Raw genomic sequence first — 26,153 nt, forward strand, 5'->3', positions numbered from 1 at the left:
GGTCGTTAGCTCAGTCGGTAGAGCAGTTGACTTTTAATCAATTGGTCGGGCGTTCGAATCGCCCACGACCCACCATTTCAAACCCCTCCTTGACTACTTACCATCATTCTAATAACTAACTACATTATCATTTAGTGTCTCTTCAGTTATCTTCTGATAACACTATCTAATCGCTGAATTGAGTAACTAAGATAGTTTTCTCAAAATTGAAAAAACTACCTCGCTTTAATTAAAAATCACTTTGAATCAGTAATGGCAAATAATCGATGACGTAATCTGGGTGTACTCATTTTCAGTCAAAAATTCATTGTCAATTAGCCAATTGCTAACAAGCTCTTGTGTTTTTGTCGCTGTATTAAGAGGGTGATTGAGTCGCTTTGATGCATCAATAAAAAATGCCATCATAATAGAAAGTGATGCGGCTGATTCATAAGGTGTACTCATTGCGAGTGTACTTTCTAGTGAGCGCAATGAATAAAACTTAGGTAACCACTCTTTGAGATTTTTTCCCTGATACCATACATCTTGTGTTGATGTTTGTAGTGCAACTTGCTCAAGTAATGTTATTAGCCATTCTCGCATATCATTCATGCGATAATTCGCAAACCAAAACTCATGGCGTAGAATGGCTATAGCGACTTGTGTGGCTTCAAACCAGAATTCTTGAGCATTGTTATCAGCTTGCTCTTTTGAGAGCGTAGGGGGCGTTATAACGCTAATTTCAGGAAGCCCAACGCATAAACCCGTTTTATCCAGTAAGATTTGATACCCACGTTGATAAACTGGGCTAAGTCCTTCAGTTTTCATATTAAAAATACGCTCAGGCTCTGCCATCATGATATCCATTTTTCTGCCTTGCGCTAAAACATGTAAATAAATGGGCGAAAATTTACCTTTAGGATCTTCACATTCTAATTGTAAGCTGACAAGTGCATCACCAAATTGTGACAACCAAGATTGGTTTTTTGCGAGTTCTGTCGCACCATAACCGATAAGTTCTATATCAATATCAGAATAACTGTCTATCTTTTTATTGCGACCTAATGATCCTGTTAGTATTACTGTCTCTATTCTAGGATCAAGCAATGCAAAAGAGAGCATGCGATCGATTAAACGTGTTGTTGGCTCCATATTTCTCTCTAATAATTAAAAGGTATAAAGTTATTTTTCGTTTTTATTGTTTAAAGCGTAAATTAGAATAATTTGTTTAGTATATAAAACATTTTTTTGTTATTTTTATAACTCAATAATATAATGTTTAGTATTGAAAACTAAGTACCATTATAAATATGAATTTATAATATATCTTTACTACTTTGCAAAGATGTCGCAATAACCCATATTTTCTTTGTTTTTTTCTATGATTAAGTCGGGGTTGTAAAATGGATGTCATGAGTTGGTTTAGTATTAATAATATTTTAGTCAACATTCCACTGGGACAAGGTGGCTACCCACTTTCGTGGATTGAAGCTGTGGGTACCATAGCTGGTCTCTTGTGCATATGGCTTGCAAGTCAGGAAAAAATAATTAATTACTTATTTGGACTGATTAACGTTACTTTATTTGCCATTATCTTTTTTCAAATTCAGTTATATGCGAGTTTGTTGCTTCAAATTTTCTTCTTTGCGGCCAATATTTATGGATGGTATGCATGGAGCAGAGTAAATGATTTCGAGCAAGCTGAACTAAGAATTCGTTGGTTAAAACCGAGCCACCGTCTCTTTTTAATTATTATTTCAATCGCTGCTATTGTCGCTTTGACCTTTAATATTGATACTGTATTTGGTTATTTAGCCGTTGTTGCTGTTGAAATATTAAATGTCTTTGGCGCAAATTTAGCTACACCAGTGCTTGAACCTGATGCTTACCCATTCTGGGATTCTACAATGACCGTTCTGTCGATTGTGGCGATGATTTTAATGACGCGGAAATTAGTTGAAAACTGGTTAGTTTGGTCTGTGATCAACGTGATTAGTGTCGTTATATTTTATAAGCAAGGTGTTTATGCCATGTCTGTTGAATACATCATCTTACTGGCTATCGCTATTAATGGTTCTCGTTTGTGGATCAAAACAGCAAAACGCTCTAGCAGAAATAATTACCTCTCCTAATAAAAAAGGCTGGTAGAGTTATCTTTCTCTCCAGCCTTACTATTCATTGTTTTTATTCTTATCTTTAACGCAATTTTGAATCATTATTTTGCTTAAATGCGCTATTTCCATCTTTGACAATTTTTTAGAAGAATAACCATAGATGCTTTGAGGTGAAAGGGTGTTTACAGATAGAAAACGAATGGTTAGATTGGGAAAGCAATAATAACATTGACTAGATAACATAAAAGAGTGGATACACGGGAATGAATTATCAGAATGATGACCTTAAAATAACACAAATCAATGAACTCTTACCGCCCGTCGCTTTATTGGAAAAATTTCCAGCGACTGATAATGCGGCTTTTACAGTTCGTCATGCCCGTGAAGCTATTCATCAAATCCTAGCAGGAAAAGATGATCGTCTATTAGTGGTAATTGGGCCTTGTTCTATTCATGATCCGAAAGCTGCGATGGAGTATGCACAACGTTTAAGTCTTATTCGGGAAGAACTTAAAGACAAACTTGAAATTGTAATGCGTGTTTATTTTGAAAAACCGCGCACGACTGTTGGTTGGAAAGGTTTAATTAACGATCCTCATATGGATCATACTTTTGATATTAATGAAGGTTTGCGCATTGCTCGTAATCTTTTATTAACGATTAATGATAGTGGCTTGCCAACGGCTGGCGAGTTCTTAGATATGATAACACCTCAATATGTTGCTGATTTGATGAGTTGGGGCGCAATTGGCGCTCGTACTACAGAATCACAAGTGCATCGAGAGCTTTCATCGGGTCTATCTTGTCCTGTTGGTTTTAAAAATGGTACAGATGGAACAATTAAAGTTGCTATTGATGCAATCAATGCTGCGGGATCGCCACACTGCTTTCTTTCTGTCACTAAATGGGGTCATTCAGCCATTGTACGCACAGCAGGTAATGGTGATTGCCACATTATTTTACGTGGTGGTAAAGAGCCAAATTACAGCGCTGAACATGTTGCAGCGGTAAAAGAAGGGCTTAAAAAAGCCGGTCTGCCACAAAACGTCATGGTTGATTTCAGTCATGCCAATAGTTGCAAGAAATTTGAGAAACAAATGGAAGTGGGCGCTGATATTTGCCAACAAATTAGCTCAGGTGAAAAAGCATTAATTGGCGTGATGATTGAAAGCCATTTAGTGGAAGGTAGCCAATCATTAGAAAGCGGCGAACCTTTGGTTTATGGCAAAAGTATCACCGATGCTTGTATTGGTTGGGATGATACCGAAACGCTGTTACGCCAACTAGCAGATGCGGTGGTGACTCGTCGTAATAAAGCGTAATAGTTAAATTTAGAGTATAAAAAATGCCACTCTTAAGTGGCATTTTTTTATGTAACTCAAAGTAAAAGTAAAATTACTTTGCTTTACCTTGGTTAGCAACAGCGGCTGCTTTTGCTGCGATTTCGTCAGCATTACCTAAGTAGTAACGTTTGATTGGTTTCATGTTTTCATCAAATTCGTAAACTAAAGGTACAGCTGTTGGGATATTCAGCTCAAGAATTTCGTCTTCGCTCATGTTGTCTAGGTATTTAACCAGAGCACGCAGTGAGTTACCGTGAGCTGCAATAATGACTTTCTCACCAGAAGCAACACGTGGTTTGATAACTTCTTCCCAGTATGGTGTTACACGGTCGATAGTTAATGCTAGGCTTTCTGTTAATGGCAGTTCTGCCGCAGTTAAAGATGCATAACGAGGATCTTTACCAGGGAAACGTTCATCGTCTTTAGTTAATTCAGGTGGAGTGATAGCAAAACCACGACGCCATTGTTTAACTTGCTCGTCACCGTATTTTTCAGCAGTTTCAGCTTTGTTTAAGCCTTGTAGAGCACCGTAATGACGTTCGTTTAATTTCCAGCATTTTTCAACTGGCAGCCATTGTTGATCAACTTGATCAAGAATGTTCCACAGGGTGTGAATTGCGCGTTTCAGAACAGAAGTATATGCATAGTCAAAAACGAAACCTTCAGCTTTCAGCAGTTTACCTGCTTCTTGCGCTTCATTACGGCCTTTTTCGGACAGCTCAACGTCAGTCCAGCCTGTAAAACGGTTTTCTTTGTTCCATACACTTTCACCGTGTCGAACTAGCACAAGCTTAGTTACTGCCATAGTTTAGACTCCTATAATTACTTTCTTAATATAAGTTTAAAATTAGCACTTCAATCATTATATGGATCATCGACAAGAACGCCAAACATAAGTGACAAAACAAGGGGGATTAAGTCAAAAATATCGTTTGTTCGATGAATTATTGCACAGTTATCACACCTTTTGCTTAATCGTTCAAGCTATTAATCTAGCGGGATCGGTGTAAAAAAACAAAATATCCATTTTGTATGAAAAGTAGACGAAAATGGCGTCCATAAAAACGACATATTTTTTATTTATAATTGTTCGAATAATAAGCAAAAAAGCGTCGATTTAAATAAATAAAGTAAAGCTAAGTTTACCGTTTATTTCTAAAATCATTGCCCTGATTATGACAGTAAAAATCAACATTTAACAAATTTCTTGCTGGTAACGATAAATTTCGCCTTCTTTAATAAATGTCAATCGATGAGTAATACACGATGGCGCATCTTCTTGATGATGGCTCACAAATAAAAGTTGCGTATTACTGTGGCTTATCATGATATCAATAAAACGCTGTACTAAGAGCCTATTGGTTGTATCTAAGCCTTGTAGTGGCTCATCAAGAATAAGCAAAGTCGGGTGCTTAACTAATGCTCTAACAATTAATACTAAGCGTTGCTGTCCCCAAGATAAGGCATGAAATGGATGGTTAGCATGTGCGGTTAAACCAATCAACGCTAACCATTCATCCGCAAGTTTAAGCTGTTTATCTGTAATAGCTTGATAAATACCAATAGAGTCATGAAAACCTGAAATAATGACATTCTTTACTGTTGAAGAAACTCGATAACTCTGATGTAAGGCATTGCTGACATAACCAATATGGCGTTTAATTTCCCATATTGTTTCGCCACTTCCTCTTTTACGACCAAATAGCGTTAAGTCATTGCTATAACCTTGAGGATGATCGCCCGTAATTAAACTCAATAATGTCGATTTTCCCGCACCATTAGGACCTAAAATTTGCCAATGTTGTTGAGGTTTTACCTCCCAGCTTAAATGGTGAAGAACAGGTTTGTCGTTATAGCTCACTACGCCATTTTTTAGCACAATAGGGGAAAGTGTCGGTGATAATTGAGGAATTGCATCTGGTAGATCTTGTTCCGGTAATGTGAGATTTTCCAGCGTTTCACTGTGAGATAATTGCCATATTACCGAGTCAGATAAAATCTGTTCTTTCTTACCGTTGGCGACTAATTCACAATTAATTAGTAGACCTGCATACTGAATAAAATCAGGAATATCATTAAAACGATTTAAAATCAGTATGATAGTAAGATTTTGTTGATGTAATAGAGCTAATAGCTCATTTAAAGCGCGACGAGAATCAACATCTAAGCCATCAAAAGGCTCATCTAAAATAAGTAAATCAGGTTTATTCATTAAAAGCTGAATAAGCAATATTTTTCGAGATTCACCAGTAGATAGATATTTAAACCGTCTTGATAGCAAGTATTCAACGCCAAATTGCTTGGCTAATAAAAAGCATCTCTCATCATCTTTTACCTGCATTTGAATAACTTGAGCTACGGTTAAGCCAGTGTCTTCTTCACCTTCACTTAATAAATCTGTGTTATTACGACGCCACTCTTCTTCAATCATTTTTTGTAGTTTTTCAAAAGAGAGACTAATTGAACGAGAAAATGTATTGATAAACTCACCAGAGAGCAAAATACCTTCTTGGCATAATGCATTGGCTAATGCCGTTTTGCCACTTCCATTACTGCCTACAAATGCCCAACTTTCACCTTCATTTATGGCTAAATTATCAATTTGTAAACAGAGTTTGTCGCTTAAGCGAAATTGTGTTTTTTTGAGTTGCAAGTATTTCATTATTCTTATCCGTCACTTTTTAGAACAAGTAGGGTACTTACCAATATCGGGTTAACCAAAAATTGTCAATATCTGTTGAATTATTCTTAATTTAAAAATTAAAGGTCTTTTAAAAAATGATAACCATTGAGCTAGATAGTTTATGCAATGATATAAAAAATAATTCAAGGATGATTTTTATATGCATAAATTTAAAGATAAAAAGATTAAATTATTATTATTTTTATTAATGTTAGTAAGTAAAATGAGTTTTTCTCATGTTAATAAAAATAATTGTTTTATAATTAATGAAATAAAAATAGAAGATACGAGTTTATTAAGTATTAAAAAACAAAATCAATTAATATTAAAATATTTACATCGATGTTTAACTGAAAATGATATACAGAGTATCACTAATGTTATAACAAATGAATATATTAAAAAAGGTTATATCACTTCGCAGGCATTTATTTCTCATCAAGACTTCTCTAATAATAAATTCACAGTTAAAGTGATAGAGGGAAAAATAAAAGATATTTTTATTAATAATGCTTCTTCTCGATTAGTTAATATTATCTTTCCATCGTACAAAGAAAAAATACTTAATTTACGCGATTTAGAGCATGGGCTTGAGCAACTTAATCGATTAACAACATCACAATATACATTGGATATAAAACCAAGCGATAGTGTGGAATATTCTTCTATTTTTGTTGTTCAAAACAATAAAAAAACTCCATTTAAAAATCAACTAACCGTTGATAACTCAGGTACCAAAACAACAGGTAAAATTCTATTAGCGAATACTACAACCATAGATTCTTTATTTGACTTGGGTGAACAATGGATTTTTTCACTAAAAACAAATACTGATTTCACTCGCACTCACTATTCTCGTGCTTATACTGCAAGTATGAATATTCCTTATGGTTATTGGTTTTATCAGTATCAAGTATCGCATAGCCAATCCTCTTATCCTTTTCAAAGCCATAATGCTCAATATCGTTATAAAAACAAAAATAGCGATCAACACTTTGATATTAGTCGTTTAGTCTATCGTGATAATAAGCAACGAATAATATTAAAGAGTTCCCTGAAACATAAAAAAGCAAGGACACAATTAGCACAACAAAAACTATTAATAACGAGTCCTACATTAACTTCTTTGTCATTTAGTCCTGAATATAATTTAAGTATACATAATGGATATTTAATCATTAATCCAATTGCCGAGCTCGGGATTTCTCTTTTTGGTGCAACACCTGATTATCTTTCTGAAAATTCACCTCGTAGCCATTATCGAAAACTAAGCCTAAACTTAAGCTATCAACATATATTTATTAATAAATTTTCCTATGTTACATCATTCTATGGGCAATATACGCCAGATAATCTTTATAGCATAGAACGGATCGCAATAGGTGGATTGAATTCTATTCGAGGATTTAAAAAAGAAAGTTTAAGTGCAAATCGAGGGTTTTATTGGCGTAATGAAATTAACACCTCTGGGATAATGTCTTTTTTAGGTCAATGGAAATTTATTGCTGCGATTGATTATGGCGTTATAAATTCAGATAAATATGAAACAAAACAGCAATCTTTATTAGGAAGTGCTATAGGAGCTTCTTTTTATCGCTCAACATTCTCTTCACAAATATTAATTAATAAACCTTTATTTTACCCTTCATCATTAAAACCCGATCACTGGTCTTTATTTTGGTCTATTTCTTTGGCGATTTAAAACTTGGAGTTTTTTTATGCACGAAAAGGATATTTCTCAAAAACAGCGTTTAATTAGCTATAGCATCATTTATCTAACAGCTATTTATCCATTACATCCCGCTTGGAGTTCTGCAATTACTCCAATTGATAAAACAATAAAAATAAGTCAGAAAAATACCGTTCCTATTATTAATATTGCAACACCTAATGATACTGGTGTTTCTCATAATCAATTTCACTCTTTTAATGTTGGTAAACAAGGTGTTGTACTTAATAATGCAACAATGCCTGTTAATACTCAATTAGCCAAACAAGTGAATGCTAATACCCATTTAAAAGGTAATGCAGCGCATTTAATTATTAATGAAGTAGTAGGAAATGGACATTCACAGTTATTAGGTAAATTAGAAGTTGCAGGTGAACAAGCGAAAGTTGTTATTGCCAATCCAAATGGTATCACGTGTGATGGCTGTTCGTTTATTAATACCCCAGCAATTACACTTACGACAGGAAAACCTCAATTTAGCTCTCAAGGTGCTTATTCAGCAATAGAAGTGAAAAAAGGCGCTGTTGTTATTGGCACGCAAGGTATAGATCTCCAAGCTCAGAATTATGCCGACATTATTAGCCGAAGTATTGAGTTAAATGGAAAAATTAACGCTAAAACTCTTTCTTTAATGCAAGGCAATAACCGTATTGATTTTGAAAAAGGAACGGTAAACAGCCTTACTGGAGAAGACATAAAGCCAACAATCTCGATTGATACTAAAGCGCTGGGAGGAATGTATGCCAATCAAATACGACTAGTCAGCACAGAAAAGGGTGTTGGTGTTAATTTAAGTGATATTCATACAAATCAAAACAGTATGAATTTAACGGTTGATGGAAAAATTACCTTTAATGGCAATATTCAATCTGAACAAGATATTAATATTAGCAATAAAGAACTACAAATTAATAATAATGCAAAGTTAAAAGCAAAAAGGGATATAACTTTAGCAACTCATGCGCTAACTAATCATAGTGAAATTATCGCAGAAAAAGATATGCGTTTATTTGCAGATAAACTCACTAATAAAGGTGAAAAGGCGCTAGTTCAAGCAAAAGATAACTTATGGATACAAAAAAATGCACAGGGTTATCCTAGTAGTTTAATTGAAAATCAATCCGCCACGATAAAAACAGAAAAGGGTGATTTGATTATTAGAACAAAGAAGTTGGTTAATGAATCTATTACACCTTTATTTAAAGAGATAAAACAAGAGCCTGATTCTAAAATCTCTATGAGTATCGGTAATCATCTCCTTCCTCCATCTAAAAGTCCTACGGGTTATTTTCTTTTAGTTATTTTACTCCCTGAATTAAAAGATTTTTCTCATAAAAAATGGTTTGATATTTTAGATTTAAAAAATAATGGAGGAGTTAATGTAGAACGTTCATTTTTTAAAAAAAGTGATCAATATGTTCCAAGTGTTATTTCTTCAGGGAATAATTTATATATACAATCTAATGAGTTTATTAATAACCAATCTAGAATTGTTGCAAATGATAATTTAATTGCAACAGGAAGTAATGCAAAAACATATTATTATCGTTCTGGATATCTTAATAAATGGGATGTATATTCTCATGATAATGCTCAGTTTTATTATCGTGATGATATAATTAAATATAATCTTGATGACGCTAGGTTTAATAAGGGAAGTCGTTTTGTACCTTTTGTGAAAACGGGGAGTCATTATGAATTTGCTGTAAATGACGTTTCCGACTATTTAATAAAAGCAGGTAACAATTTAGTTTTAGATTTTAAAAATAGTATAGATTTAGAACGTAAACTTCCATTTTCAGAAAAAGAAATAAAAAAATTCAGGGGGTTATCAGATTTTGAAAATACTATATTAGCTAAAAATATATTATTAAATGCTAATAATGTGAATGTTTCTTTAAACTTAACAGCGAAGGATTCCTTATCTATTATTGCTGATAAAAATATAAATATAACTAATTCAGAGTTGTTAGCTGATGAAAATATAAGTTTGACAGCGACTGATGCTATAAATTTTGAGAATATAGATGTAGCAGCAAAATATTTTTCTACTACAACTAAAAAAGGAGATATTAGTCATTTATTTAATCCCACTACTTTTTATACTCTAAAAGGTATTAAATCACCATATATTGATATCTCTGAAAAAATAGATTTTCATTCTGGAAAAAACATTTATATTTCAAATGTAATAATTAATAAATCTAATGAAATAAATTTATCTGCGCTAGAAGATATTAAAATAAATCGTGATGAGTCTTTTCTTCTTGATTTAGTGCCTTTTATTAAAGATAGTAGATATATTCCAGGTTTTTTAATTAATATGGGAGTTTGGGAAAGTAGTAATAATATAACTTTTACTTCCGGTAAAGATATTATTAGTCAAGGAATAAAATATCATAGTGATAAAGCCATAACCTTTAATGCAGGACAAGATATTTTCCTTGCCTCTAAATCAATAAAAGAAGCCGATACTTTCTTCAGTGATGTTTATTACCCCCAATTACAATCTAAGTTATTTTCAGATAATAATCTTATTTTAAATGCCTCTCGTGATATTGATTTAAGTTCAACAATATTAAATTCAAAAGATAAAGCAGTTGTATTAGCAGGTAGAAATATAAAACTGGGTACAAACGCTTATTCTGCTATAAAAGATCCCCATGAAGATGCACAAGATATTCAGTATGCCACAACCGCTATTACGGGAAATAAAGGTATTTCTATTGCGTCATCAGGCACATTAATCACAGAAGGAAGTTCACTTAGATCAGAGGGTGATATTACGATATCCAGTGGTGGCAATATTCAATTAGGATCAGTAAGAACACATTTTCGTAAAGAGTCGGGTTCTGACTTAGAAGAGCTTCGCAAACAAGTTAGCACTGAAATTAATAGTGGCAATAATCTAACACTATTATCTGAAGGCAGTATTTTATTTCAGGCATCAAAATTAACGGTAAATAAAGAGATGGATATCGCTGCTAAAGGTGGATTTCTTTATGCACAAGCGATGGAAGAATCAAGTTATTACGAAGAGGAAAAGAAAAAATGTAATTGGTGGACTTTATGTACAACTAAAAAGAAATATACGAAAACATTTTATAATACCAATAATAAAGTTACCGAATTTATTGCAAATAGCGATATTAACTTATTTGCTAAAGATGATATTACCTTAGAAGCAAGCAAACTAGAAACAGCGAAGAATGCAAAATTAACCAGCAAAACAGGAAAAATTAATTTTAAAGCAGTAAAAAATACGGCATTTAAACAAGTTATTACTAATTCAAAAGATATTTATATTACTCAGCGTGATCAGGGATACACCAAAGGAATATGGGTATTACCCGAGCTCTATATTGGCGGAAAGCTTACTATTGATGCCCCCAAAGGCATATCTGCGGATATTAAGGCTAAGAAAAAAGAATCACTAGAACAAGCATTAACCGTTTTAAGTAATACACCAGAATATGCTTGGTTGAGTGATCTTCAACACCATAAGAACGTTAATTGGAATTTAGTGAAAGACACTTATTCCAGTTGGGATGATAAAACTCAGCAATTAAATCCTGTTATTGGTGCGGTTATTGCTATCGCGGTAGGGGTTGCCACTTACGGTACTGCAACGGCGGCAACCATTGGTGGAATGGCAAGTGAAGCCACCATTGCGGCAGGTGCATCAGCCAGTGTGGCTTCAACAGCATCGGTTGCAGCACAAGCAGGTTTTGCCTCTTTAGTATCGCAAGCTGCGGTGTCTTTAGCTGAGAACAAAGGCAATATTTCTAAAACTTTGGAGTCACTCGGTCGTAGTGACACTGTCAAGTCTGTTGTTACCAGTATGGTGGTTGCAGGGGCATTGCAAGGTCTTGACCAATTTATGGGTTGGGATCAGGCAATCCAAGGAGGAACCTTACCTTCAACAGGTAAGTTATTGCTTACTGATAACGCAACATGGGATCAAGTTGCACAGCGCGTTGCCGCACATTCAGTTGTTAGCTCAACACTGGGTACGGCAATTCAAGGCGGCAGTTTTATTGATAATTTTAAAACCGCGCTATTAAGCAATATTGGCAGTCAATTTCATGCCGAAGGCGCCAATCTAATTGGTGATAACGGTGCCGTATTAGGGCATGCAGGAAAGGTGTTAAGTCATTCAGTTGTTGCTGGAGTGAGTGCAGAAATTGCAGGCGGCAGTGTTACCGGAGCTGTGGCAGGCGCCTTGGCGGCAGAGATAGCGGCGATATCGCTCAACGATAATTTAATTAAGACAGAGCAGTGGCGAGAACAACAGGCTCAGAGAAGCCGTCTAGTGGGTGCTTTTGCTGGTTTACTTGCAACAGGTAAAGCGGAGGGCGTTATTAGTGCGGCTAATTCAGCAGAATTAGTCGAACGTTATAATCGACAACTTCATTTAGAAGAAACAAAAGCAATTAATAAACTAGCCAATGGAGATAAAAATAAATTAGAGCACTTGTTAGCTGCGTCTTGTCGAAAAGTTTATTGTCTTGCTCAAGAATCATTAGATTCATCTGAAAGAAATTATTATGAATCTTTAATGAAAAAATATCCATATACACATGTGGAAGATTCATTACTTTCAGATTATTGGATCACAAAAGAGAAAACTAGGATAGGTGGAAATTATCCCTTATTTAGTGGTTATGAAAAAATCAAATTATTTACTTACACTGAAGCCGATAAATTAACAGATAGTGAAACATTTTCAAAAAATCAATGGATTGAAAATGCGAGTAAATTTACTGGATGGGATAAAAAAACACTTGAAAACTTAACTTCAGTAATTGCAATCGGTGCATCAATAACTAGGCGTAATGGTAATAGAATTTATGGTCCTATAAGTTTTAATGCCAATAAAACGCAGTTTATACCAATAAATGATATTTATTTTATTGACAAATCAGGAAATAAAATCACAATGAAATGGATGTACCAAGGTACAATAGTAGAGCAAGGAATGACATTTGAGAATTACATTGGTCTATCAAATAAACGACTTACACGATTACATCTTAACGCCAAAACATTTGACTATTATGATGGTAATACAGATGAATATATTAGTGTAAAGACATTAAATACCCAAACAGCCTCAAGGATTGAAAATCCAAAATCAATAGAAAATACATTAAATACATATATTTCAATTATGGATAAATATAGTGGTGATGGGCGTGGAACTACAGGAATTTCTAAAAAAGATGTGAAATTAAAAACATTAGAATTAGGAGTTCCAGAAAAAACCACTAGAGAACAATGGGATGCTATTAATGATTCTATCAAAAATGCATCATCAAAAAATATAAAAGTTAATATTACGATTATTGAGGAATAGTATATGTTTAAATTAAAAAATAATAAATTAAGAGCAAGTGTTTATTATAATGATGCTCATTATATTTTATTAACTTTTTCTGGTCACTCTATCTATATAATGGATCTAAAAAAAGGCTATAAAGTTTTACCTAATGATATTCTTGATGAAGAATTAGGTTATTATGCAAAACTCGCTCTGATTAAAAGTGAGCAAATTAAAGGAAATTCAGAACAGTTTCATCAAATGTATAATGATAAAAAATCTTATCAAGACTGGATAAAAAAAATAATCAAACAGTATGATTATAAAAATAAAACAGCACTTTTTAATAATATGAATCGATGTAGCTTAGATCTTACAGATGATGAAATTACTATTAGTCCTCTAAACCATTTACGTATGGATCATTGGGTAGGTGAGGGAATACCCGATAGTGCAATTATTACATTAAAAACTAATTGTAGTGATGAGGTTTTAGGTGCCTCAATAAAAGAAGCTTTTACGCGTTGTATTAGTCGTAGAGTTTAAATGGATACTAAATAAAACCACCTTATGCTAATTATGTGTAAGGTGATTTTTTATTATATGAATTTATCTATGAGTAATAATCAATTAATAAATCATTTACATTCTGTCTATCCAGAGCTTCCTATCAATATTCATAAAATAAAGGGGTATTCTGATGATGAGATAAAAAAAATTGAACGTCTTTATGATATTAAAGTAGCTGGTCAGCTATATGACTTTTTGAATTGCATGGGGCGTTGCAGTGGTGGTTTTTTTTGTGATTATTCATTGTTATTTTATCGATATAATTTTTCGGTTAGAGGACATGTACAGTTTCAAATTGGTACACGTAATGATCTATGTAACATAAAACAATTTAATTTAATTAAAAAGAAACCTTTTTTCATCTCTATAGAGTCAGAAACTCAATATTTATTTTTATTAACTGATTCAGATAATCCAAACCAAGTTTATCATTACGATGAAAATGAAGAAATAGTAAAGGAGACAGAGTGGACACTTTATCAATATTTAAAAAAATTAATCAACACCGAAACTAGAAAATGTGTAAAAAAGCATTGTGTTACAGGCGAATTAATTAATATATGAAGATAACTGTAATAGTAATTTACTACTATTAATTATATAAGGGTGAATAATTTTTATGAAAAACAATCAATTAATAAATAATCTACATTTAATTTACCCCGAGATTTCTATCAATATTCATAAAATAAAAGGATATTCTGATGATGAGATAGAAAAAATAAAACGTTTCTATGATATAAAAATAACAGAACAATTATATAGTTTTCTAAGTTGTATAGGGCGATGTAGTGGAGGGATTTTTGATGATTCATCTCTTTTATTTTATTGCCATACATTTTCTGTTAGAAATCACATTCAATTTCAAATTGATATGTGTGAAAGGTTGTGTAATATACAACAGCATGACTTATTAGATCAAAAACCTTTCTTTTTTTCAATAGAATCAGAAAATGAATATCTATTTTTATTAACTGATTCTGATAATCAAAATAAAGTTTATCAGTATGATGAAAATGAGGAAGTGATAAAAGATACTCATTGGGAATTTAATGATTATCTAAAGTATTTAATAGGTAAGTCAAAGAAGAGGAATATAGATAATATTTTAAATGATGATTTTATTGGTGAGTTGATCGAAATTTAATAATATGAAATCATATGGTTTAAATGGATAATAAATAAAATCACCTTATGCTAATTATGTGTAAGGTGATTTTTTATTATATATATAATATTTTTTAATAATTGTAAGTAATCAAATAAAAAATAGAATTATCTTAGCTGGTTTTATTTTTTAATAAAACTAATCATGTTAATAATTAATAAAGAATAGCAATAATTACCTGAACTTTATATTGGCGGAAAGCTAACGATTGATGCGCCTAAAGGTATATCTGAGGATATTAAAGCCCAAAAAGAACAATCATTAGAACAAGCAGCGGTATCTTTAGCCGAAAACAAAGGCAGTATTTATAAAACTATTGAATCCCTCGGCCGTAGTGATACCGCTAAATCTATTGTTACAAGCATGGTGGTTGCCGGGGCATTGCAAGGTCTTGACCAATTTATGGGTTGGGATCAGGCAATCCAAGGAGGAACCTTACCTTCAACAGGTAAGTTATTGCTTACTGATAACGCAACATGGGATCAAGTTGCACAGCGCGTTGCCGCACATTCAGTCGTCAGTTCAACCCTCGGTACTGCCATTCAAGGCGGTAGTTTTATTGATAATTTTAGAATCGCGTTATTAAGCAATATCGGCAGTCAATTTCATGCCGAAGGCGCCAATTTAATTGGTAATAATGGCGCTGTATTAGGGCATGCAGGAAAGGTGTTAAGTCATGCAACATTATCTGGTTTATCTGCACAAATTAGTGGAGGAAATGTTAAAGGTGCAATTATCGGTGGTTTGGCCGCTGAAATTGCGGCTATTTCGTTGGGTGATAACACTATTAAGGTTGAGGAGTGGCATAAAAAATCAGAATCACAAGCTCAATTTGTTAGGTTATTCGGTGGTATAGCAGGCGGTATTTTTACTGGTGAGCCAGGTGGTGTATATAGTGGTGCTAGTTCAGCTGAGAATATATTCCGTTTCAACCATTTATTTCATGATATTTCGATGGATTTCGATCGAGAAATACATAAATGTGGGTCTAATGCTGAATGCCTATCAAAGATAATCGACAAATATACAGTTTTTAGCAATGAAAATAGTTTAAAACTAGATGTTGAATTAAATACTAATCCGTTAGCAGTTATAGAGATCAAGAAAAAAAGAATTGAAAATGCACTTGAATTAACTAAAAGACCATATTGGGCTAGCTATCTTGGTGCTGATACAATGCAAACTGAGATAGCTAAACAATATGTTCAATATTGGAATTCGCAAGATTTAGATAAAATAGATGTAAACACTCCTTCTTGGTTAAAGTTTTCATCGTGGATCTCAGAGCCAGATAACCAGTTTTTTCTTGTTAGTGCTGGTTTTTTAGTTAAAGAATTAAGCGATTTTGCTATTAGATATTTTGGTAGAAATTCAGCAAGTAAAACAATTTCTGCTTCTGAAATTGGTATGAAATGGTCTTCTGGGGGAGGAAATATAAATACACAAGGAATGTCATGGGAAAACTCTATTGCGAAAAGCTTACCTGTTCACACTAGATTGCCAAAAAATTTTAAAACATTTGATTTTTATATTGCTAAAGATAAAGTAGCAATAAGTGCAAAAAGCCTAGATACTCAAACGATGAGTAAACTTAATCGACCAAAACAAATTTATAATACAATTAAAGGTAATATAGATGATGCTGCAAAATTTGAAGGTTATAGATTGTAAGGAGTTAATTTACATTCAGAAATGATAGCAAAACGAGAAATTTGGCTTGCTGTACCACAATCGACAACAAAGGCCCAATGGATTGAAATTAATCGTGCGGTAGCTTATGGAGAAAGTATGAATATTGAAGTAAAAATAACGCAGATAAAATGATGACGTTTATTAACGATAATGAGTATTGTGCTTTGATAGTAATGACAGATAAATTTTTTTGCTTAAATACGGAATCTGGCTATGGGCTAATGACACTCGATCCTAATTTTTCATCAATTATACTTTCTTTAACATGTTCAAATAAGGAGCTTGGCGAAAGTTTAATTAAAGTTTTAGAGAATAGTCGAACTCAGCTCAAAGATGAGGAATATGACAAACTCTTTAAAAAGGAAAATATAAAAAAAAACTGGGATTCATGGCTAGAATTATTACAGTATAAATATAACTATCGCTCAAAACGTCAACTTTTAGCTAATATGCTAAATTGTTCTGTTTATCTTTATAATAACAAAATATTAATTTCACCTTCTCACCATTCAAGTCTTGAAGGATGGGAAGGAATAGGGGCATCCCATAAGGTTATTTTATCGCTAGATAGCTCATCTGATGAGATAGGTTTGGGTATTCGGCTTGCATTTAGTCGGTGTACTACGAAGAGATTTTAACTTAATGAAAGTGAGTATTTTTGTATAATTGAAATATAATATATATGTGAATTATTAGGTAATAAATAATTAAATGTTTTTAATTGAATTGATAGGAATTTTTCTTTTTTGAGTTTTTAATGAATTATATGAGTACCGCCCAGTAGGGTATGAAGGAGAAAATAAAATTGGTGATTATTTTCGTTTTATTGTCCCTAGTATTTATGCCTCGATTGAAGATATTCCTGAAGATTTAAGAAAATATGTTGTAGTCTCTGATAATATTGATTTTACTAAAGATAGATTACTCGATAATAATAAGATTAATGATTATTTTACTCGTATGTACTCAAAATAATTTTAGTTACTAAATTTTAATGAGAAAATTATTTAATCCAAAAACTGTTGCTTAATATGACAATTAGGTGATGGTTTTTTATTTAACGATAATTATCTAAGTTGTTTATAAAAAGGGAAGTAAAGATGATTATAAACTACTGAATGACAGGAATTAATCAATGGAAAATAATTAGCTATTCAATTAAAAATGCATCTTCAAAGAATATTAGGTTTAATATTACTGTAATTGAGGAGTAGTTAATGATTATATCGAAGGGCTATAATTTATATGCGGATATTTACTTTAATTATGATTACTATATTATAGTAACTATCTCGGGATGCTATATCCACTTTATGGATTTAAAAAATGGATATAACGTTTTATCTAAGAATATCACTGATGATAAGTTAGGTCATTATTAAAAAATTTCTTTAATTAATAGTAGAAAAATAGAAAGTAACTCACAAGAATTTAATGAGATATATAATAATAAAAAATCTTATTCAGAGTGGGTGAAAAAATAATTAAAGAATATAGTTATAAAAATAAAACAGCTCTATTTGAAAATATAAACTTATGTGGTTTAAGCTTTATAGGTAATGAAATTATTATTAAGCCTCAAAACCATTTACGTATGGATCATTGGGTCGGCGAGGGAATACCTGATAGTGCAATTATTACATTAAAAAGCAATTGTAGTGATGAGGTTTTAGGTGCCTCAATAAAAGAAGCATTTACGCGTTGTATTAGTCGCAAAATTTAAATGGATACTAAATAAAATTACCTTATGCTAATTATGGGTAAGGTGATTTTTTATTATATGAATTTATCTATGAAAAATAATCAATTAATAAATGATTTACACGCTATATATCCAGAGTTCCCTATAAATAAAATAAAGGGATATTCTGATAATGAGATAAAAAAAATTGAACGTCTTTATGATATTAAAGTAGCTGGTCAGCTATATGACTTTTTGAATTGCATGGGGCGTTGCAGTGGTGGTTTTTTTTGGGATGATCCTCTGATTTTTTACAGAGAATGGTTTATACGAGGACATATTTTGTTTCAATATGGTTCAAGGGAAGAGTTATATAATCTTGGTTTATGGGATATGTTAGAACAAAAACCATTTTTTATTTCAATTGAATCGGAAACGCAATATTATTTTTTATTGACAAACTCAAAGCAACCTGACTTAGTTTATCATTATGATGAAAATGAAAATGAAAATGAAAATGAAAATGAAAATGAAAATGAAAATGAAAATGAAAATGAAAATGAAAATGAAGATAAGGTAAGAGTGTTAGATAAGAATTTTAATGAATATCTAGGATATATTATTAGTTCATACAATGAGAGTTTCATTGCTCCTACACCTGTTGATTTTTCAGGTGATTTATTACGATTATAAAATATTAGCTGTGATATGGAGTTTAAAACTACAAATACTTAATTACGATTGAATCATTAAGTTGGTAAAAATATATCTAACAATGCAATTTTAAAATCAAAAATTAATTGTAGTGATGAAATTTTAGGTGCCTCAGTAAAAGAAGCTTTTACGCGTTGTATTGGTTGTGAAGTTTAATTGGCTGATATTATATTAATAATGTTTGTTTTAAGAGATAAAATAATGACTAAAAATGAAATATATATAGATATGATGTATTGGATTTTACCTCAATTAAGAAATATTCAGTCCAGAGGAATGATAGCAAAAGCAAAGGATAAATCTTGTTATTATGAATTACAGTTAATTCATAATTTACCAAAAAAAATACTTAATCAAGATTTTGATGAAAGTGATATTTCATTTTTAAACTTTCAAGCTAAAACATATACTGAAAAATGCAGTTCAAAAATAAGTATATTATATGATGGCAATATAAAGTATATCAAAATGTTATTTGATTTAGTTCCTAATGAATTACGTCATCAATTACGATGGGATGGGCCTATCAATTAAAATGAGGATATATGATTTTACCTCTAATCTCAGAATGGATACCAGGTTCATCTTACACATATGCTTGGGTTGCTATGGATAATCAAGGATATCTAGCAAAAATGTATAATAATAATAGTGGGTGGTTACCTAAAGTGCTATTATCGGTACCTGACATTAAATTATATTTGGATCATTTATCTGAATATATTGATGGTGAATCAGAAAAATATAATAACAACATAAATAAGCATGGTAACTATATTATTGATTTATATTCAAGTTATACCTATAGAAAATATGATAAATCAAAAATAATAAAAGAATTTAATTTTGAATTAAAAAAATGGAATGGAAATCATTGTGATGCGGGAGTTGGGGCTAAAATGGGAATGTTTCTTTTTGAAGCACTCAATGAATTATATGAAGATTATCCCATTGGATATGAAGGCGAAACCAAAATGGGTGACTATTTTCGTTTTATTGTTCCAACTATTTATGCAACGATAGAAGATATTCCTGAAGAGTTCAGAAAATATATTGTAGTCTCTGATAGTCTTGATTTTACCAAAGATAGATTGCTTGATAACAATAAAATTAGTGATTATTTTACTCGCATGTATTCAGAATAAATAAATTAGCTACTAATTTTTAATAGAAATATTAATCAAGCCAAAACCATTACTTAATATTATTTTAAAAATAATAACTAGGTAGTGGTTTTATTTATAAATACTTAAATGGATAAATATTCAGGAGAAAAAAAGGGAAAAGTTGATATTTTACCAAGTGATATTAAATCAAAAACTCTAGAATTAGGTGTTCCTGCAAGAACAACCAAACAACAATGGGATGCTATTAATAATTTTATTAAAAATGCATCTTCAAAAAATATTAAGGTTAATATTACAATAGTTGAGGAGTAAATAGTGTCTATATCAAAAAAAATAACTTAAGAGCAAGTGTCTATTTTAATAATGATTATTATATTATAATAACTCTTTCAAAAAGCGGTATTTATTTGATGGATTTTAAAAAAGGTTATAAGGTTTTATCCAAAGATCCACTTGATGCAGATTTGGGTTTCTTTACAAGAAATGCATTAATCCAAAGCGAAATATTAGATGCTAATTCATTTGAATATCATGAAATGCGTAATAACGATGGATTATATTCTGAATGGATAAAAAAATAATTAAAGAATGTGATTATAAAAATAAAACGACACTATTCAAAAACATGAACTTATGTAATGTGAATGTGACTGATGGTATTATATCTATTATTCCTTATGATCACTTACGATTGGATCATTGGATTGGTAAAAGTATACCTAACAATGCAATTATTACATTAAAAAGCAATTGCAGTGACGAGCTCTTAGGTGCTTCAATAAAAGAAGCTTTTACACGTTGTATTAGTCGTAAAGTTTAAATGGATACTAAATAAAATCATCTTATGCTAATTATATGTAAGGTGATTTTTTGTTATATGAGTTTATTTATGAAAAATAACCAATTAATAAATAATTTACATTCTATCTATCCAGAGCATCCTATCAATATTCATAAAATAAAGGGGTGTTCTGATGATGAGATAAAAAAAATTGAACGTTTATATCGTATTAATGTAACAGAGCAATTATATGATGGACAATAGAATAAGTTTCCAAATTGAATTACTAAAACATTTAGCTACAGTAGATAAATTTACTCAGAAAATGGGAATTTCAGGTGGTCATAATGCTAATGTATTTTATAATGTTGTAAAGGATAAAAATTTAAAAATTATAAAAGAGATCCCAACAAATGTGCGAGGGATAACGTATATTGAATATAAAATACCTGCGAAAGCTGAACTGCACCCCAAACTGGAGAAATAACTCATTATAAAGGTAATGGCGCTCAACTTTTAAAAAAAACAATTTATGATCCCAATATTTTTTCTGACCAAAAAATACTTGAATTAGGTCAAAAAGCAGCAGCTAATGGATATAAGAATGCGTTAGATAAAGAATTGCAATCCTATGATGCAATATCAGAAGGCATAACTTTCAGAGTATATTTAGATAAAGAAACGAAGATGGTTACTAATTTCCATCCTAAGTAGGAGCGTTATTGATGAAATATTTATTTGAATTACCCTATGAAAAGAGTGAGCCTAATTGGACTATAAAAAGTTATTTTGATCTTATATATAATGATGGTTGTTTTTTAGATGCTGTTTCTAATATTGTTCAAAAAGAATCTTTTGTCCTCGATGGAATATATTGCTTTTTCCCAGATATGAATAGCCCTGATGTATCTGAGCATTTTTTAGGTGTTAAGTTTGGAGTAGGATATCCTCTAACAGATAAAGATATTGTTATTGTAAGCGAAGATACTTGTTATCAATTTATTAGATTATCTTGTGAAAAGTATTTGTTAATGCATCCTGAAGATAAGATAAAAATTAAAATATTGCTATCAAAAAATAGATTAAATCACCTTAGTTTATAAATGAAAAACCATTTACGTATGGATCATTGGGTAGGTGAGGGAATACCTGATAGTGCAATTATTACATTGAAAACCAATTGTAGTGACGAGGTTTTAGGTGCCTCAATAAAAGAAGCTTTTACGCGTTGTATTAGTCGAAAAGTTCAATTATTCGGGATTAAATTCGTAATTATTTAAATACTAATGAGTTGATTGTTAATGACTAAAAATGAAATATATATAGATATGATGTGTTGGATTTTACCCCAATTAAGAAATATTCAATCTAGAGGAATGATAGCAAAAGAAAAAGATAAATCTTGTTATTATGAATTACAGTTAATTCATAATTTACCTAAAAAAATACTTAATCAAAATTTTGATGAAAGTGATATTTCATTTTTAAATTTTCAAGCTAAAACATATACTGAGAAATGTAGTTCAAAAATAAGTATATTGTATGATTGCAATGTAAAGTATATCAAAATGTTATTTGATTTAGTTCCTAATGAATTACGTAACCAATTACGATAGGATGGATCTATTATCTAGAATTTTTTATAATGTTATTCATAAATTAAAGGAAAAAAGATGATAGATTCTAACTTTAAAATCGATTTTGTAAGTGACAATAAATATGAGAATATTACTGTTGAAATTTCATATAAAAAACAAATACTTTGTCAATTAAATAAAGATAATGGAGCCGATAAAATAGAAATTGAATTTTTTAATGATAGTCGGTGTTTAAGTGAAAATGTGAGGCATAAATTTAATTTAGATAATTTTATGGCCATTTTGAATAGTGCCAAATCAGATTTAATTAATTCCTAATGTTATTCCGTTTCCTACTTTAAAATATGAGCCTATGCGGTTTAAGTGTTGTAGGTAATGAAATTATTATTAAGCCTCTAAACCATTTACGTATGGATCATTGGGTAGGTGAGGGAATACCCGATAGTGCAATTATTACATTAAAAACTAATTGTAGTGATGAGGTTTTAGGTGCCTCAATAAAAGAAGCATTTACGCGTTGTATTAGTCGTAAAGTTTAAATGTATTATTTCTACTGATATTACTAAATAATTACTCTAAGAAATAGAACTAATTAGTATTAGCAATATATATAGTTATTTTCTGCCATGTTAAATATAAAAAATAATCAATCAGTGAAGGGATATATATGTACAGCCTGCGTTTTTTAATTATTTTATTTTTATTTCTACCTTATTTGCTATTTTCTTTTGTCTATGCAACGGATAAGCCTTTATTGATAAATAATGAAATTAATCCATTGTCTATAGTTAGGAACCATGATCGTGTGAATTACATGGTGTCATTAACAGATAATAGTGGAGAAAAAACTCAACATTGGCATTCTGTTGATTGTAAGCAGAATAAGGCTCAGCTTTTATATAAGGATGTATTGAATGAAGAAGGGCTAACCAAAGCTCGCTATTACGGTAATAATTATCTTCGTTATGCACCAGCTCAAGACAATAAGCTGATGACAACAGAAGATATCCGCATGGTTTGTCAATTTCCAATAAAAGAATCGCGATGGGAAAGGTTATCTGACACGTCTATCGGCGGTATGACTAACCTTGTTGATACTAATAGTATTCAGCATATTGGCGACATATTATCAGTACGTACAGGATATGATTTTGCAGAAACCATCTGGGAACCACCTTATGATGCACCTCTTGAGCTAAAGATTGAGCACTATTTATATAATTGTAAAACTCATCAGGGCGACGCTGTAGTTGCAATGAACCTAGATCGTGAGGGGTACATTACTGATTCGCTGATCACTGATGATATTATTCGTCGTAAAAATAGTTTCAAAATAGATCTTCAAATGAGACAACTTTTCAATCAATTATGTCAGTTACCAGAAGGAAAAACGTTCACTGCTGAGGGACACTTTGTACCTGCTATTAATAAGCCTGTATCAACATTGATGGGGCCAACAATGCCCAATTTAAGTAATAATAATCCGCAATGGCTTAATAAATATCCACTTTCTACAGGAATTAATAATCAAACTCAATCATTGATAAAACCATGGGCACTTCCTCGCTTTAAACAGATCCGTTATACCATAGTAAGCGAATACGGTAAGGTCAATGTACAGTTGGATGCCCAATCGGATGGTTATATACGTAATCTAGAAGATTATGGTATCTGGACAGTACAACGTTTAATGTTGGCTAATCAGTTACAATTAAAGTTTGTTATGTCTATCAGTCACGATATTTCACTACTCCGTAAGTTGCAGACAGATCTGCAATTTCCATTAGTCGTTGGCCAACAATATCAAGCACAGTGGGAAAGTATTGATTCTAAAAAAGAAGTAATAACTTCATCAATACGTTGTAATGTGTTAAGCGAAGGAGATGCAGGTAGTATAGCATCTGAGTTTAGTGGAAAATATCTGTTAGTTCAGTGTGATGAAACTCATGAAGGACAACAGAAAATCAGTAGCAAACAAGCTTGGTTGCAAGATTTTAACGTTTTTGTTCCAGTTACCATGCAAGTAGGTGATAGACTAGAAAGCTCAGTAAAACTGGAAAATATTAATGTAATACGTTAATCAGAAGTTTATTAGAATAAATTTGATTTATGTAAATATTATTTCCAATTAAAAACCATCACTTAATATTATTTCTAAAATAATAACTAAGTGATGGTTTTATTTTTTATTTAAAAGCAATCATATTAATGATTAACACAGTGTTGCGACAATCACCTGATCAGCATTAAATAAAGCCGTTACGCTGTCATTAATATGCAGTTTTTGCTCTTTAACATGCTGATTAGAACAGGTGGCACAGACTTCTTGTCCGCCTTCTAATGTTACCACTAATTCACTGTTTTCACTGCCCGTCTCAATTTGAGTGAGTGTGCCTGAAAGCGCATTGTCATATTGTTGCGTTAAAGAGGCGCCTTTTTCAATATTGACCCAAGGTGCCTTAATTAAAATCAGTACTTCTTTACCTTTTTTAAGCCCTAGGCGATCAGCACTTTTTTCTGTTAGTGCCGCACGAATAATGGTCTTTTTATCAGCAAGTTGAACATTAACATGTTGTTGAACTTGAAGGTTATCACGCTCAATAATGGTGCCGAAAAACTGGTTTCTGGCACTGGTTTGTAATGAAAAACGAGAAATAGCCGCTAAAAGGCTATCCAGAGGGAGTGAATCATCTTTCAATACATCAAAGGCTTTTTGCTGGATTTGACCTAACAGATCGTAAAGTTGTAGTAAGCGCTCGCAATAATGAGTGAGAGTTGCACCTCCGCCACCTTTACCGCCTGTTGCTCTATCAACAAGAAGCTCGTCTGCGAGTTGATTCATTTCATTAATGGCATCCCAAGCACTTTTATAACTAATGCCCGCCATTTTTGCCCCTTGGCTAATTGAACCCGTCGCCTTGATCTGTTTTAACAATGCTACGCGACGAGGATCGGCAAAGAGCTTATCTTGAAGTTTAAGAGTTAATAATATTTCTGCTTGCATAATGATAGGCTTCTTCTTTTTTTGTGTGTTTATCGCATTTTTTGTGCCGACACAAAGCGATAATTCTCTAGAATATATACATCTATAGCGTTATTATTCGTCATTCGTGAAGAAATGCCAACTCTGGCTTTCCGAATATACCATGATAAAGAGGTTATCATGCTTGAATTGTTGAAAAGTTTAGGGTTTGCTCTCTTGATGGTACCTGTTGTAATGGTACTGATTATGGGCATTATTTATGGTTTAGGTGAAGTGTTTAACTTGATTTCACCAAGTCAGCCAAAAGCAGACAAAAAATCATAATTTCTCCCTCCCTGATTTAGAATAGCCCTTTATCTTGAAGGGCTATTTTTTTACTCACGATACTCGTCATACTTCAAGCCATAGCCGTTGTTGACTTCACTCTTTCGCACTGATACTCGTCATACTTCAAGCCACAGCGTTGTTGACTACGCTCATTCGCACTAGTCACATACTTATGTATGCTCCTAGCGACTCATTCACTTGTCGCCTAGCTGTAACTTGAATTATTTAGAGTATCTACTTGTTATACTTTAAGTTGTAGATTGTTTGTCACTTGTCGCCTAGCTGTAACTTGAATTATTTAGAGTATCTACTTGTTATACTTTAAGTTGTAGATTGTTTGTCAC

The 26,153-nt window shown here is 31.9% G+C and carries 24 protein-coding genes and 4 pseudogenes; 24 read left to right on the top strand and 4 right to left on the bottom strand.

Features of this window, described 5'->3' with window-relative positions; translation table 11 throughout:
* Positions 1–246: 246 nt before the first annotated feature.
* Positions 247–1,131, bottom strand: coding sequence for an aminoglycoside 6-adenylyltransferase (locus ABN080_RS00005; protein WP_115350859.1), 885 nt, complete (start codon positions 1,129–1,131; stop codon positions 247–249).
* A gap of 251 nt (positions 1,132–1,382) precedes the next feature.
* Between ABN080_RS00005 and pnuC the strand changes: the two genes are divergently transcribed.
* Both pnuC and aroG read left to right on the top strand, forming a co-directional pair.
* Positions 1,383–2,111 (top strand): nicotinamide riboside transporter PnuC, encoded by a 729-nt coding sequence (pnuC, locus tag ABN080_RS00010; protein ID WP_115350860.1) that lies wholly within the window; start codon positions 1,383–1,385, stop codon positions 2,109–2,111.
* A 245-nt stretch (positions 2,112–2,356) separates the two neighbouring features.
* A complete protein-coding gene (aroG, locus tag ABN080_RS00015; protein ID WP_349440047.1) occupies positions 2,357–3,415 on the top strand; it encodes a 3-deoxy-7-phosphoheptulonate synthase AroG in 1,059 nt (352 codons plus the stop codon).
* A gap of 73 nt (positions 3,416–3,488) precedes the next feature.
* On the opposite strand, the gene gpmA is transcribed toward aroG, so the two are convergent.
* A complete protein-coding gene (gene gpmA, locus ABN080_RS00020; protein WP_036938379.1) occupies positions 3,489–4,241 on the bottom strand; it encodes a 2,3-diphosphoglycerate-dependent phosphoglycerate mutase in 753 nt (250 codons plus the stop codon).
* Between the two features lie 390 nt (positions 4,242–4,631).
* Complete coding sequence (modF, locus tag ABN080_RS00025; protein WP_349440048.1) at positions 4,632–6,098, bottom strand: molybdate ABC transporter ATP-binding protein ModF; 1,467 nt, start codon at positions 6,096–6,098, stop codon at positions 4,632–4,634.
* A gap of 181 nt (positions 6,099–6,279) precedes the next feature.
* Here modF and ABN080_RS00030 point away from each other — a divergent pair, with 181 nt between their 5' ends.
* The 21 genes and pseudogenes from ABN080_RS00030 (at position 6,280) to ABN080_RS00130 (ending at position 24,579) form a co-directional block, all read left to right on the top strand.
* The gene (locus tag ABN080_RS00030; RefSeq protein ID WP_349440049.1) at positions 6,280–7,821 is read left to right on the top strand and encodes a ShlB/FhaC/HecB family hemolysin secretion/activation protein; all 1,542 of its coding nucleotides are present in this window, start codon (positions 6,280–6,282) and stop codon (positions 7,819–7,821) included.
* Between the two features lie 16 nt (positions 7,822–7,837).
* On the top strand, positions 7,838–13,204 hold the full coding sequence (locus ABN080_RS00035; protein WP_349440050.1) for a DUF637 domain-containing protein: 5,367 nt from the start codon (positions 7,838–7,840) through the stop codon (positions 13,202–13,204).
* Between the two features lie 3 nt (positions 13,205–13,207).
* The gene (locus ABN080_RS00040) at positions 13,208–13,714 is read left to right on the top strand and encodes a contact-dependent growth inhibition system immunity protein (RefSeq protein ID WP_349440051.1); all 507 of its coding nucleotides are present in this window, start codon (positions 13,208–13,210) and stop codon (positions 13,712–13,714) included.
* A 57-nt stretch (positions 13,715–13,771) separates the two neighbouring features.
* Complete coding sequence (locus tag ABN080_RS00045) at positions 13,772–14,302, top strand: SMI1/KNR4 family protein (protein ID WP_349440052.1); 531 nt, start codon at positions 13,772–13,774, stop codon at positions 14,300–14,302.
* Positions 14,303–14,357: 55 nt separating this feature from the next.
* The gene (locus ABN080_RS00050; RefSeq protein WP_349440053.1) at positions 14,358–14,885 is read left to right on the top strand and encodes a hypothetical protein; all 528 of its coding nucleotides are present in this window, start codon (positions 14,358–14,360) and stop codon (positions 14,883–14,885) included.
* Between the two features lie 258 nt (positions 14,886–15,143).
* Positions 15,144–16,730 (top strand): annotated as a pseudogene (locus ABN080_RS00055) (DUF637 domain-containing protein).
* On the top strand, positions 16,727–17,236 hold the full coding sequence (locus ABN080_RS00060) for a contact-dependent growth inhibition system immunity protein (protein ID WP_349440054.1): 510 nt from the start codon (positions 16,727–16,729) through the stop codon (positions 17,234–17,236). The pseudogene ABN080_RS00055 and the gene ABN080_RS00060 overlap by 4 nt, the downstream one beginning before the upstream one ends.
* Positions 17,237–18,066: 830 nt before the next feature.
* On the top strand, positions 18,067–18,321 hold the full coding sequence (locus tag ABN080_RS00065; RefSeq protein WP_349440055.1) for a contact-dependent growth inhibition system immunity protein: 255 nt from the start codon (positions 18,067–18,069) through the stop codon (positions 18,319–18,321).
* A 57-nt stretch (positions 18,322–18,378) separates the two neighbouring features.
* Positions 18,379–18,972: a hypothetical protein gene (locus tag ABN080_RS00070; RefSeq protein WP_349440056.1), complete on the top strand. Its 594-nt coding sequence runs from the start codon at positions 18,379–18,381 to the stop codon at positions 18,970–18,972.
* A 222-nt stretch (positions 18,973–19,194) separates the two neighbouring features.
* Complete coding sequence (locus tag ABN080_RS00075; RefSeq protein WP_349440057.1) at positions 19,195–19,527, top strand: zinc ABC transporter substrate-binding protein; 333 nt, start codon at positions 19,195–19,197, stop codon at positions 19,525–19,527.
* A gap of 11 nt (positions 19,528–19,538) precedes the next feature.
* A complete protein-coding gene (locus ABN080_RS00080; protein ID WP_349440058.1) occupies positions 19,539–20,138 on the top strand; it encodes a hypothetical protein in 600 nt (199 codons plus the stop codon).
* Between the two features lie 108 nt (positions 20,139–20,246).
* Positions 20,247–20,432, top strand: a complete 186-nt coding sequence (locus ABN080_RS00085; RefSeq protein WP_349440059.1) for an endonuclease toxin domain-containing protein — start codon at positions 20,247–20,249, stop codon at positions 20,430–20,432.
* An 89-nt stretch (positions 20,433–20,521) separates the two neighbouring features.
* Positions 20,522–20,940, top strand: a pseudogene (locus ABN080_RS00090) (contact-dependent growth inhibition system immunity protein).
* Positions 20,941–21,009: 69 nt separating this feature from the next.
* Positions 21,010–21,165 (top strand): hypothetical protein, encoded by a 156-nt coding sequence (locus ABN080_RS00095; RefSeq protein ID WP_349440060.1) that lies wholly within the window; start codon positions 21,010–21,012, stop codon positions 21,163–21,165.
* Entirely contained in the window at positions 21,152–21,388 is a 237-nt protein-coding gene (locus ABN080_RS00100) for a hypothetical protein (protein WP_349440061.1), read from the top strand. Before ABN080_RS00095 ends, ABN080_RS00100 begins: the two co-directional genes overlap by 14 nt.
* A 238-nt stretch (positions 21,389–21,626) precedes the next feature.
* Complete coding sequence (cdiI, locus tag ABN080_RS00105) at positions 21,627–22,004, top strand: ribonuclease toxin immunity protein CdiI (protein WP_072070571.1); 378 nt, start codon at positions 21,627–21,629, stop codon at positions 22,002–22,004.
* A gap of 6 nt (positions 22,005–22,010) precedes the next feature.
* Positions 22,011–22,181 (top strand): annotated as a pseudogene (locus tag ABN080_RS00110) (contact-dependent growth inhibition system immunity protein); the annotation flags it as partial.
* Positions 22,182–22,202: 21 nt separating this feature from the next.
* Complete coding sequence (locus tag ABN080_RS00115) at positions 22,203–22,517, top strand: zinc ABC transporter substrate-binding protein (RefSeq protein ID WP_349440063.1); 315 nt, start codon at positions 22,203–22,205, stop codon at positions 22,515–22,517.
* Positions 22,518–22,574: 57 nt separating this feature from the next.
* The gene (locus ABN080_RS00120) at positions 22,575–22,817 is read left to right on the top strand and encodes a hypothetical protein (RefSeq protein ID WP_349440064.1); all 243 of its coding nucleotides are present in this window, start codon (positions 22,575–22,577) and stop codon (positions 22,815–22,817) included.
* Between the two features lie 23 nt (positions 22,818–22,840).
* Positions 22,841–23,038: pseudogene (locus ABN080_RS00125) on the top strand (contact-dependent growth inhibition system immunity protein); the annotation flags it as partial.
* Positions 23,039–23,166: 128 nt separating this feature from the next.
* Positions 23,167–24,579 carry a hypothetical protein gene (locus ABN080_RS00130; RefSeq protein WP_349440066.1) on the top strand — a complete coding sequence of 471 codons (1,413 nt, stop codon included), beginning with the start codon at positions 23,167–23,169 and terminating at the stop codon, positions 24,577–24,579.
* A 132-nt stretch (positions 24,580–24,711) separates the two neighbouring features.
* On the opposite strand, the gene modE is transcribed toward ABN080_RS00130, so the two are convergent.
* Positions 24,712–25,503: a molybdenum-dependent transcriptional regulator gene (modE, locus tag ABN080_RS00135; RefSeq protein WP_072070569.1), complete on the bottom strand. Its 792-nt coding sequence runs from the start codon at positions 25,501–25,503 to the stop codon at positions 24,712–24,714.
* 159 nt (positions 25,504–25,662) lie between these two features.
* Between modE and ABN080_RS00140 the strand changes: the two genes are divergently transcribed.
* A complete protein-coding gene (locus tag ABN080_RS00140; RefSeq protein WP_071788544.1) occupies positions 25,663–25,806 on the top strand; it encodes an AcrZ family multidrug efflux pump-associated protein in 144 nt (47 codons plus the stop codon).
* The last annotated feature ends 347 nt before the right edge of the window (positions 25,807–26,153 follow it).

Source organism: Proteus sp. fly-1089 (assembly GCF_040138965.1).
In the GTDB taxonomy this organism is placed as follows: domain Bacteria; phylum Pseudomonadota; class Gammaproteobacteria; order Enterobacterales; family Enterobacteriaceae; genus Proteus; species Proteus vulgaris_B.